Raw genomic sequence first — 12,097 nt, 5'->3', positions numbered from 1 at the left:
GTGGGCCTCCTTATTTATTCTTATTTGTTTTATCAGAATTTTGTTCATCGGCGGTTTGTTGATTGTTTTGATTATCCTTTTGCTGTTTAGATTCTTGTTTATTCTGTTCTTGTTTTTCAGCAAATTTACTTAAAGCATCAACATTTAAAACGCCTTGACTATCTTCTTCATTATCACTTAATTGGACTTCTTGTCCACTCTTATCTAGAACTCTCATATTAAGACCAAGTGCTTGAAGTTCCTTAACAAGAACACGGAATGATTCTGGAACACCAGGATGTGGAATTGGTTCACCCTTAACGATTGCTTCGTATGTCTTAACACGACCGACAACATCATCAGATTTGTAAGTCAAGATTTCTTGCAAAGTGTAAGCAGCACCATATGCTTCTAATGCCCAAACTTCCATTTCACCAAATCTTTGACCACCAAATTGTGCTTTACCACCTAATGGTTGTTGAGTAACTAATGAGTAAGGTCCAATTGCTCTTGCATGAATCTTATCATCAACCATGTGATCAAGTTTCAAGAAGTGCATTACACCAACAGCAATTCGTTTATCAAATGGTTCACCTGTACGGCCATCATATAAAACAGTCTTATAATCAGATGCCATCCCAGCTTCTTTAGCAGTATCCGCAATATCTTTATCGGTAGCACCATCGAAAACTGGAGTTGTAACATGAATTCCTAATTTTCTAGCGGCCATTCCAAGATGCAATTCTAAGATTTGACCGATATTCATACGTGATGGAACACCCATTGGACTCAACATAATATCAATTGGAGTACCATCAGGTAAGTAAGGCATATCAGCTTCAGGAATAACTACTGAAACGGTACCCTTATTTCCATGTCGACCGGACATCTTATCTCCAACTTGAATCTTACGTTTTTGGGCAATGAAGACTCTAACCATTTGGTTAACACCGGGTGATAATTCATCCCCATTAGCACGGGTAAAGACTTTAACATCCTGAACAATTCCACCAGCACCATGCGGTACTTTCAATGATGTATCTCTAACTTCACGTGTTTTTTCACCAAAAATAGCATGAAGTAATCTTTCTTCAGCTGATAATTCTGTTACACCCTTTGGAGTAACCTTACCAACTAAAATGTCACCATCATGAACTTCAGCACCAACACGAACAACACCATTGTCATCTAAATTCTTCAATGCATCTTCACCAACATTAGGAATTTCACGTGTCATTTCTTCAGGTCCTAATTTGGTATCACGAGCTTCAGATTCATAAGAGTCAAGTTGAATTGATGTATAAAGATCATCTTTATCTAAACGATCACTAATTGCAATGGCATCTTCAAAGTTATAACCTTGCCATGTCATAAATGCAATCAATGGGTTTTGACCTAATGCCATTTCACCTTTTTCCATTGAAGGACCATCAGCTAAAATGTCATTTTCATCAACTTTTTCGCCAACTTTTACGATTGGGCGTTGATTATAGTTCATCCCATTATTAGAACGCATAAATTTAATTAAATGATAATCATCCAAGGTACCATTATCACGACGAACACGAACTTCTCTGGCATCAACATATTCAACTTTTCCAGAATGTCTGCAAATCATTGCAGCGCCTGAATCATGAGCAGCACGATAATCCATCCCAGTACTTACTAATGGTGAATGTGGATTAATTAATGGAACAGCCTGACGTTGCATATTGGCACCCATTAAAGCACGGTTCGAATCATCATTTTCTAAGAACGGAATACATGCACTCGCAACGGAAACAACTTGTTTTGGTGATACATCCATGTAATCAATATCTTTAATCGAAATAACTTCGTTCTTAGAACGGTGTCTAACCATGGCGGTATCATTTTTAAATGAACCATCATCATTTAATGGCGTATTAGCTTGGGCAACAACAAAATGATCTTCTTTATCAGCAGATAAGTAATCAATTTTATCAGTTACCTTGTGGGTCTTCCAGTCAACACGACGGTATGGTGTTTCGATAAATCCATACTTATTAACTTTAGCGTAACTAGATAGACTATTAATTAAACCAATATTAGGTCCTTCAGGGGTTTCAATTGGACAAATTCGACCATAGTGGGTGTAATGAACATCACGAACTTCATATCCGGCACGATCCCTAGTTAAACCACCAGGTCCTAATGCTGAAAGACGACGTTTATGAGTTAATTCACCTAATGGATTAGTTTGATCCATAAATTGAGACAATTGAGATGAACCAAAGAATTCTTTAACAGATGCAACTACTGGTCTAATGTTAATTAACTGTTGAGGAGTAACAGTAGCAGTATCTTGAATTGACATTCTTTCACGAACGACTCTTTCCATTCGTGCTAAGCCAATTCTAAATTGATTTTGTAATAATTCACCAACTGAACGAACACGACGATTACCTAAATGATCAATATCGTCACGTTCACCAATTCCCTGTTGTAAGTTAAAGAAGTAGTTGATTCCTGCTAATAAATCAGCAGTGGATAAGTGATGGTAACTCAATGGAATATTGTCATTACCAATAATTCTAACTTCTTGAGTTGGATCGGATGGCTTTTGAACTTTAATAATTTGAACGGTAGCAGGTTTAGTTACGACTGCCTGTTCAGATGGGTTAAATGTATATGCTTTGAAGTCTTTCTTTTTCAAGTAAGGCTTCAAAGTCTGCATAACATGTTTATCAAGAACAGTGCCCTTTTTAGCAATAATTTCTCCAGTATCTGGATCAGCTAATGTTTCAGCTAGGGTCATTCCTTGTAAACGAGTAGCCATATCTAACTTCTGGTTGATCTTATAACGACCTACAGGAGCTGTGTTATAACGCTTAGGATCAAAGAATCTAGATGTTAGTAAGTTACGTGCTGAGTCAGCTGTCTTAGGTTCACCCGGACGTAATCTTTCATAAATATCCTTTAATGATTCTTCAACTCTTGAATCATCACTATTCTTATGAACATCTTTTTCTAAAGTCAATGATAAACTATCATTGCTGCCAAAAATGTCAGTAATTTCTTTATCAGATCCGAAACCTAAAGCACGAATTAATTCTGTAATTGGAAGCTTTCTAGTTCGATCAATTCGAACGTATGACAAATTCTTAGCATCAGTCAAGAATTCCATCCAAGCTCCACGATTAGGAATTACAGTCGTTCCATAGTTAATTCTTCCATTTTTATCCTGAGTCTTATGGTAGAAGATACCAGGAGAACGAACTAACTGTGATACGATAACACGCTCAGCACCATTAATGATGAAGGTACCTTGTTTAGTCATCAATGGAAAATCACCAAAGAAGACATCTTGGGTCTTAATTTCACCAGTTTCATGGTTTACTAATCTAAGTGTGATATGAAGTGGAGCAGAGTAATTAGCTTCATGAGCTCTAGCTTCACTAACCGTATATTTAGGTTCTAACAATTTATAATCAACGAATTCCAAGGATAACTTACCCTGAAAATCCTTGATTGGCATAATGTCATCAAATGTTTCCCGTAAACCCTCATTCAAGAACCACTTATATGAGTTGGTTTGAATTTCAATTAAGTTAGGTAAATCAAGAACTTCCTTGATATTAGCATAACTTCTTCGAATACGGTGTTTTCCATACTTAACTAAATGTCCTGCCAAGTTGTTCACCTCTCTTAAAAATTCTATTAATTGAAATGTTACAGTTTGATTACAATCGCATATATAAAGATGCTTTTAGATAAAAAAAGCCAAAAATAAGATCATTACAATCTTACTTTTGGTAATATAAGTACGTTTACAGACAATAGATTGCAAACGAACATTTCAATTCATAGTTACACAATTAATATAATAATATTAAAAGGATAGTAAGTCAACCATTATACAATAAAAAAGAGGAAAAATTTCCTCTTTTTTCTAGTTTTCATTACTAACTGTAATTAATTTTTTACCATGCTTTTTCTTAACACTTAATTTAATCTTACCGTGGCTTGCACCCACATCAATGGTATCACCTGCTGCTGCTTTATTAGCTAGCAAAACATCACTTAATTGATCTTCAACCTTGTTCTGTAATGCCCTTCTAATTGGTCTAGCACCATATTCAGGATTATAACCATCCTTTGCAATAATGTCGACGGCTGCAGGTGTCATTTTAATATGAATGCCCTTATTTTGAACCCGTTTCAATAATGATTGAGCCATTAATTTAACAATTTCACGTAACTGGGCACGGTTCAATGATCTAAAGACAACGATATCATCAATTCGATTAATAAATTCTGGTTTGAAATGACGTTTCAATTCACTCTTCATTGTATTAGAAATTTTTTCATAGCTATTGTCGCCCTGTTTTTCAGCACCAAAGCCAACGGTCTTATTATCACGAAGTGCAGTGGCACCAATATTAGAAGTCATGATAATGACTGTATTTCTAAAGTCAACTTTTCGCCCCTTTGAATCAGTTAAATAACCATCATCAAGAAGTTGGAGCAAAACATTGAAAACATCTGGATTAGCTTTTTCAACTTCATCAAACAATACAACCGAATATGGATGCTGTCTTACCTTTTCAGTTAATTGGCCACCTTCACTATATCCAACATAGCCAGGGGCTGATCCAATTAAACGACTAGTGGAATACTTTTCCATGTATTCACCCATATCAATTCTAATCATATCATTCTTAGAGCCAAACATTGATTGAGCAAGATCCTTAGCTAATTCAGTCTTACCAACACCAGTAGGCCCTAAGAACATAAATGATCCAATTGGTCGATTAGGATCCTTAATTCCACTTCGAGCACGACGAATTGCCCTTGCAACTGCAGAAACAGCTTCATCTTGACCAATAATGTGTTTATGAAGCAAACTTTCAAGATTAAGGAGTCGCTCTGAAGTAGTCTTGTTCAATTGAGTTAAAGGAATGCCAGTCCACTCAGAAACTACCTGGGTAACATCTTCAGCAGTTTCTTTCTTATTATAATGATGACTGGCCTTCATTGCTTGAATTTTTTGATCCTTAACAGATTTCAAATGATCAACCACATGTTGAATTTGTTGTTCTTCTTTTCTAATTAAAGCAGCTTTTTCAAAATTTTGGTTATCAATGGCAGCTTCTTTATTATGTTCTAATTGATTTAAACGATTCTTTTCTTTAGATAATTTTGTTGGTTTATCCATATCATCAATTCTAACTTTAGAAGCAGCTTCATCCATTAGATCAATGGCTTTATCCGGCAAGAAACGTTCTGTAATGTACCTTTTAGACAATGTGACTGCCTTTTTAACTGCTTCATCAGTTATTTCAACATGATGATGTTCTTCATATTTTGGCTTTAATCCTTCTAGAATTGCAATTGATTGATTAACGGTGGGTTCTCCAACTTGAACGGTTGCAAAACGGCGTTCTAAAGCTGAATCAGATTCAATGTGTTTTTGATACTCATCTAACGTAGTTGCACCAATTAATTGTAGTTCACCACGAGCTAGTGATGGTTTTAAAATATTAGAAGCATCAATTGCGCCTTCAGCACCACCAGCACCAACTAATGTATGCAATTCATCAATAAATAGAATTACTTTTCCATCTTGGTAAATTTCTTTAATGATATTTTTAAGACGGTTTTCAAATTCACCACGATATTTTGTTCCAGCAACAAGTGAACCCATATCAAGCATCATTAAACGTTTATCAGCCATGTCAGAAGGAACTTCATCATTAACGATTTTTTCAGCTAGGCCTTCTGCAATTGCTGTTTTACCAACACCAGGGTTACCAATCAAGACTGGATTATTCTTAGTTCGACGGCTTAAAATTTGGATTACCCGTCTAACTTCTTTGTCCCTACCAATAACTGGATCTAATTTTCCATCACGAGCAGATTGAGTGAGGTCTCTGGCTAGAGAATCTAAAGTTGGTGTTGTACTCTTACCAGTATTATGATTCCGGTGGTTACGGTAGTTTATTCTTCTAGCAGATGCTTCACTAACACCCATTTTTCTTAAGAGAATTTGTTTTAGTTTATTTGGATTAACTCCTAAAGAAAGTACAATTCGGGATGATAAGATTGCAGGATCATTAACTAGAGCTAGTAGTAAGTGTTCGGTGCCAACCTTAACTGCTCCATACTCTTTTGAAAATTTTCCAGCAGTTGCTAAAACTTCTTTTAATTTTGGAGAGTAAGGCAAATAGGTCATATTATCAACTGAGCCTAATGTACCATAGCCAGTAAAATGTTCAATCTCGCCACGAATATCAGCAGCACTTAAAGAGGACTGGGTTAATGTTTGATATGCAATCCCATTCGGTTCAATTGCTAAAGCTAAAAGTAAATGTTCGGTGCCAACAGCTTGGCGCTTAAATTTTTTAGCTTGATTTTGTGCGATTACTAATACATTTCTTGCGCTTGGAGTAAATAAATTATTCATAACGTGCCTCACTTCCTGATGTTAATCTGCAAATCTAAGATGATTCAAAATCGAGATTAATATTCTTGACCGACATTGATCTTCAAGTTGTTTATTATTCATAATACATAAGCTTCTTTTATCAATTGCGGACAAAATAATGTTAGCTTCTTTACGGTTAACTAGATGATTATTAAACAGTGTCTGAACAATTGTCTTGCCATCTTTATTAGAGATGTGATTTCCCACTGCCTCAATTAGTGTATCTAATATATCAATATTATCAAGTAATTTGACTTTAGCAATTTTAATGTAGCCACCACCACCACGTTTACTTTCAACTAAGTATCCATTCGGAATTGTAAACCTAGTTTTAATAACATAGTTAATTTGGGATGGGACGACATGAAAATGATTAGCAATTTCTGAACGTCTAATTTCAATATGTTCATCATTTGATAGAATTTGCTTCAAGTATTTTTCAATAATATCAGAAATATTTTTTTCATGCATTAATTTTCATCTCAATCATCTCAACTTTGACCAATATTGACTATTATTATAAAAGAATATCAAATAAAAGCAAAGAATTTGTTCAAATTTAATGGTAATTATTAAAAATATGCACAAAAAAATCGGGAAAACAAGATTCGAACTTGCGACCTCTGCGTCCCGAACGCAGCGCTCTACCAAGCTGAGCTATTTCCCGATATATTTGATAACGTATAAAATATGTAATTTCAATATAACACAATATAATTAAATCGGGAAGACAGGATTCGAACCTGCGACCTCCTGGTCCCAAACCAGGCGCTCTACCAAGCTGAGCTACTTCCCGATATTTAATAAAAATGCACCCAGTAGGGCTCGAACCTACAACCTTCTGATTCGTAGTCAGACACTCTATCCAGTTGCGCTATGGGTGCAAAAAATTAATATGCCGAGGATCGGGCTCGAACCGATACGGTTATCACTAACCGCGGGATTTTAAGTCCCGTGCGTCTGCCAATTCCGCCACCCCGGCAAAATAAATGTTTAATTGAAAAAAGCGGAAGACGAGATTCGAACTCGCGACCCCCACCATGGCAAGGTGATGTTCTACCACTGAACTACTTCCGCATAATGCCGACTAGAAGACTCGAACTTCCGACCTCATCATTACTAGTGATGCGCTCTAGCCAACTGAGCTAAGTCGGCAAAATAAAAATCATAGATGCGGGCGAAGGGATTCGAACCCCCACGTCAATAAAGACACTAGAACCTAAATCTAGCGCGTCTGCCAGTTCCGCCACGCCCGCAACATTTTATTTTTCCATTTAAACTGGCAATGAGCCGTGGCGGGTTCGAACCGCCGACCCTCTGATTAAAAGTCAGATGCTCTACCAACTGAGCTAACGGCTCAATTTAAATGGAGGATACAGGGCTCGAACCTGTGACCTCCTGCTTGTAAGGCAGATGCTCTCCCAGCTGAGCTAATCCTCCATAAATAATATAACATGTCGTCCCTATCAGACAACGATATTAATAATATCATTATAAAATAATTCTGTCAACATATTTTTAAAAAATAATTAAAAATCAGGATAACTAATTAGTTATCCTGATTTATTCATTCAATTATGATTTTAATTTAAAAAGTATCTTGCTTTGTTAATTTCTTTAAACCGTGCATGTATGGTTGTAAAACTTCGGGGATATCAACAGTCCCATCTTCATTTTGGTAATTTTCAATAATAGCAGCCATCGTTCTACCAACAGCTAATCCAGATCCATTTAAAGTATGAACATATCGTAATTTCCCATTTTTATCACGATATTGAATATGGGATCTTCTAGCTTGAAAATCAGTTGTATTGGAACAGCTTGAAATTTCTCGATAACGATTTTGTGCTGGCATCCAAACTTCAATATCATGTGTCATTGCAGCAGTAAAACTCATCCCGGTTGTTGATAACGTAATTACATGGTATGGAATCTTTAATAACTTCAATAGTGATTCACCCTGATGGGTAATCTCTTCTAAGGCATCCCATGAATCCTCTGGCTTAGTAAATTGAACCATTTCAACTTTATTAAATTGATGCATTCTAATTAAGCCACGGGTATCACGACCTGCACTTCCAGCTTCTGAACGGAAAGCAGGTGTTAATGCTGTAAATTTAACTGGTAATTTTTCTGCTGGAATTTCCTCACCACGGTAATAGTTAACTAAAGGAACTTCAGCGGTTGGAATCATAGTATATTCATTATTTTCACCAGTTTCATAACCAGCCTTCTTTTCTAAAAACTTAGGAAATTGACCAGTTCCATACATAGAGGCTGAATTAACCATGTATGGTGGCAAAACTTCTGTATAACCATGTTTTGTATTTTGATCCAAGAAGAAATTATAAATTGCACGTTCTAGTAATGCACCCTGACCAATGTCATATACAAAACGGCTTCCAGATACCTTACTTGCACGTTCCCAATTTAAAATGCCTAATTTAGAACCAATGTCCCAGTGATGTCTGGGTTTGAAATCAAAATGAGGAATTTGACCAACTTTTCTTAATTCGACTGATCCTTCATCATCATGATTTAAATTAACGGGAACCCCATCAGCAGGTAAATTAGGTAAGTGTGCTGCTAAATCATGTTCTTTTGCTTTAATTTGATCAACCCTTGGATCAATTGACTTAATTTCTTGGGATACTTTCTTCATTCGATTAATTGGATCGGAAGCATCTTGCTTGTTGCGTTTCATTTCAGCAATTTTACCAGAAACAGTATTACGTTCAGCTTTTAGTGATTCACCCTTAGCCAGTAAATCACGACGCTCCTTATCAAGATCCAATAGTTCATCAACTTGTTTGGCAGGAATCCCACGTTTACCTAATTTATCTTTGATGAAATCAGGACGTTTACGAAATAATTTCATATCTAACATATAAAATACCTCCTATATAAATAAAACAAAAAAGGCTATCGTCTTTGGGACGAAAGCCTTTTTGATTCGCGGTACCACCCAAGTTCTCAGTGATAAACACTGAACACTCGATAATATGATAACGGGTATGAAACCGTGCAGCATTACCTGCCTATATTAGCATGCCGGAAATTTCAATCAGCAGTTTTCACCATCCACTGCCTCTCTATAGATTTACTTAAAAACACGCAATTTTTATTTATATCTTCTTTGTTTACACATAAACTATATTACAAATGCATCAAATAAACAACTATCTTTAATCAAAAAATGATTCCTAATTTTTGATCGATCTGTTTTAAGACATCCTCTTTAGCATCATTATCTTTTACAAAGTCATACTGATCACCATCAATTTCCATTTTTGGTGATTGATCATATTTTTGATACCATTTTGCATACCGTTGGTTCAGTTGTAAATAATATTGGTACAAACTTGGATCACTATCAACCTGCTCATAGGGTCGATTTCTCATTTTAATTCTTTCAAGCATCGTTTTAAAAGAAATCTTAATATGGATTAGTAAATCAGGGTGCTTATGATACTTTTCTTCCGGTAATTCTTGCATCATATTTTTAAGCAGTGAATCATAAGTATTAACTTCTGTCTGTGTGGCACGGCCTAAATCAGCATTAAGATGAAATAGCAATGAATCTTCATAGATTGAACGATCCAAAACACTTTTATCATTTTTTTGAGCTTGTTTAATTTCATCCAAGCGCTGATTTAAAAAATAAATTTGAAGTAAAAAAGAATATTTATGTGGATCACGATAAAATAAAGGTAGAATCGGATTCTTTTTAACGGATTCATAGTAAGCAGGCGTATGAAGATGATCAGCTAATATTCTAGTTAACGAAGTTTTTCCAGCACCAATTGTTCCAGCTAATACGATCATTTAAAACCTTCCCATCTCAATTTAAATCATCTCTCATTGTATCAAAAAAGGCTCCAATTGTGGAACCTTTTCAAATTATTATAAATCACTATTCATGATCCTTGGTACTTGGTTTAACATCAACTTTATCAAGTGGGATCAATTTAGTATGTTTAACAATTTTATAAACGATATAAAGAATGATGACTAGTGGAACACTGATATAGGTAATACCAATTTCATACCAGTTCCATGATGTAAACGCACTTGGATTTTGGGCAATAATTACAATCGTACACAAAACCAAACTCAAAATGGGACCAAGTGGAAATAATTCAGCATGATATTTTAATTCACTAAGGCGATGCCCCTGTTTAACGAATGCCCTTCTAAACCGGTAGTGAGAAATAGCAATCCCCCACCAAGCAATAAAACCAGTTAAACTGGAACAATCAACTAACCACATATAAATTTTAGGACCCACGAAACTAGTTAAGAATGCCAATAATCCAATTACAGTGGTTGCAATTAAAGAATAGACTGGAATTCCATTTTTAATAACACGACCAAAGAATTTAGGCGCATAACCATTATTAGCCATTGAATATAACATTCTGGTTGATGAATACATCCCAGAATTAGTAGCAGAAATAACGGCAGTTAAAATTACAGCGTTCATAACACTTGCTGCTAAGGCTAGCCCAGCACGTTTAAAAATCAATGTAAACGGACTAATTGTAATACTTGATCCTAATAAATACTTGCTGGTATATGGCAAAATTGCTGCAATCACAGCAATTGATAAAATATAGAATAAAAGGATGCGCCAAAACGTTTGATGGATTGCCTTTGGAATACTCTTACCCGGATTCTGTGATTCACCAGCAGTAACCCCAATCATTTCAGTTCCTTGGAATGAGAAACCGGCAACAACAAAAACACCAATAATTGAAGGAATTCCACCCACAAACGGTGCTTTCTTATAGGTAAAGTTACTTAATCCGGTGGCATGACCACCTAAAATTCCAAAAATAACTAAAACACCAACAACCAGAAAGATTAAAATTGTAACAACTTTAATTGCTGAAATCCAGAATTCAGCGGCACCAAAATTACCAACTGCTAGGATGTTCAAAATAAATACCAGAAGTAAAACGGTTAAGCTCCAAATCCATCCTGGCACTCCTGGCAACCAGAATTTCATAATAATGGCAGCCGTACTAATTTCGACTGCATTGTTAATGGCATAATCAAACCAATAATTCCAGCCCATTGCAAATCCTAATGCCGGATCGACGTATTTACCAGCATAGGTTGCAAAAGACCCCGTTACTGGCATATTGGTTGCCATCTCACCCAGACTAGTCATTAGGAAGTAAACCATGATGCCCATAATAATGTAGGCAACAATGGCACCACCCGGGCCAGCTTGACTAATCGAACTTCCACTGGTAACAAATAATCCAGTTCCAATACTTCCGCCAAGAGCAATCATTGAAACGTACCTTTGTTTCAAGCCACGTCGTAATGAATGATCAGGTGTCTGTTCTTTATTCTCCATAAAAATTTCCTCCTACATTTTTAGAGAAGGGCAAAATAAAAGCCTCTTCTAAATCGATAGAAGCGGCAATACCTTTAATTAAAATATAATCATAGATCACCTTAAAAGTACTCCGCATCACTGCGACAGTGTCTAATTTATTTAACTAGACCCCAACAAAAAGGATGAAGAAGCATCCTTTCGTTTCGGCAAAATTCCCTTTCAGTTCTGATCAACATTACTTTTTAATTCACAAAACTTACTTTTGAATTTTGCGCCCCTTCTTTAGATATTAAAAATCATTAAATCTATTTGTAATTATATCACAG

6 protein-coding genes, 9 tRNA genes and 1 riboswitch are annotated in these 12,097 nt (G+C 35.8%); all 15 genes read right to left on the bottom strand.

Features of this window, described 5'->3' with window-relative positions; genetic code table 11:
• Positions 1 to 10: 10 nt before the first annotated feature.
• The gene (gene rpoB / locus WR164_RS02905) at positions 11 to 3,640 is read right to left on the bottom strand and encodes a DNA-directed RNA polymerase subunit beta (protein ID WP_286136062.1); all 3,630 of its coding nucleotides are present in this window, start codon (positions 3,638 to 3,640) and stop codon (positions 11 to 13) included.
• A gap of 249 nt (positions 3,641 to 3,889) precedes the next feature.
• Entirely contained in the window at positions 3,890 to 6,403 is a 2,514-nt protein-coding gene (locus WR164_RS02900; RefSeq protein WP_286136061.1) for an ATP-dependent Clp protease ATP-binding subunit, read from the bottom strand.
• A 21-nt stretch (positions 6,404 to 6,424) separates the two neighbouring features.
• Entirely contained in the window at positions 6,425 to 6,895 is a 471-nt protein-coding gene (locus tag WR164_RS02895; protein ID WP_286136060.1) for a CtsR family transcriptional regulator, read from the bottom strand.
• A 122-nt stretch (positions 6,896 to 7,017) separates the two neighbouring features.
• Positions 7,018 to 7,091 (bottom strand) — tRNA-Pro (locus WR164_RS02890).
• 55 nt (positions 7,092 to 7,146) lie between these two features.
• Positions 7,147 to 7,220 (bottom strand) — tRNA-Pro (locus WR164_RS02885).
• Between the two features lie 14 nt (positions 7,221 to 7,234).
• Positions 7,235 to 7,308: transfer RNA gene (locus WR164_RS02880), tRNA-Arg, on the bottom strand.
• Between the two features lie 12 nt (positions 7,309 to 7,320).
• Positions 7,321 to 7,406, bottom strand: a tRNA-Leu gene (locus WR164_RS02875).
• A 23-nt stretch (positions 7,407 to 7,429) separates the two neighbouring features.
• Positions 7,430 to 7,501, bottom strand: a tRNA-Gly gene (locus tag WR164_RS02870).
• A 4-nt stretch (positions 7,502 to 7,505) separates the two neighbouring features.
• A tRNA-Thr gene (locus WR164_RS02865) sits at positions 7,506 to 7,579 on the bottom strand.
• Positions 7,580 to 7,596: 17 nt separating this feature from the next.
• Positions 7,597 to 7,680 (bottom strand) — tRNA-Leu (locus WR164_RS02860).
• Between the two features lie 30 nt (positions 7,681 to 7,710).
• Positions 7,711 to 7,783, bottom strand: a tRNA-Lys gene (locus WR164_RS02855).
• Positions 7,784 to 7,791: 8 nt separating this feature from the next.
• Positions 7,792 to 7,864 (bottom strand) — tRNA-Val (locus tag WR164_RS02850).
• 148 nt (positions 7,865 to 8,012) lie between these two features.
• Positions 8,013 to 9,311, bottom strand: coding sequence for a serine--tRNA ligase (gene serS, locus WR164_RS02845; RefSeq protein WP_286136059.1), 1,299 nt, complete (start codon positions 9,309 to 9,311; stop codon positions 8,013 to 8,015).
• Positions 9,312 to 9,613: 302 nt separating this feature from the next.
• Positions 9,614 to 10,249 carry a deoxynucleoside kinase gene (locus tag WR164_RS02840; RefSeq protein ID WP_286136058.1) on the bottom strand — a complete coding sequence of 212 codons (636 nt, stop codon included), beginning with the start codon at positions 10,247 to 10,249 and terminating at the stop codon, positions 9,614 to 9,616.
• Between the two features lie 88 nt (positions 10,250 to 10,337).
• Positions 10,338 to 11,789 (bottom strand): amino acid permease, encoded by a 1,452-nt coding sequence (locus WR164_RS02835; RefSeq protein WP_286136057.1) that lies wholly within the window; start codon positions 11,787 to 11,789, stop codon positions 10,338 to 10,340.
• Between the two features lie 97 nt (positions 11,790 to 11,886).
• A riboswitch (Lysine riboswitch) is annotated at positions 11,887 to 12,059 on the bottom strand.
• Positions 12,060 to 12,097 lie beyond the last annotated feature (38 nt).

It is taken from the genome of Philodulcilactobacillus myokonensis, from assembly GCF_027923585.1.
GTDB classification, from domain to species: Bacteria; Bacillota; Bacilli; order Lactobacillales; family Lactobacillaceae; genus Philodulcilactobacillus; species Philodulcilactobacillus myokonensis.
The sequence above is the reverse complement of the archived record's forward strand: the minus strand, read 5'-3'. Positions and strand labels throughout refer to the sequence as shown.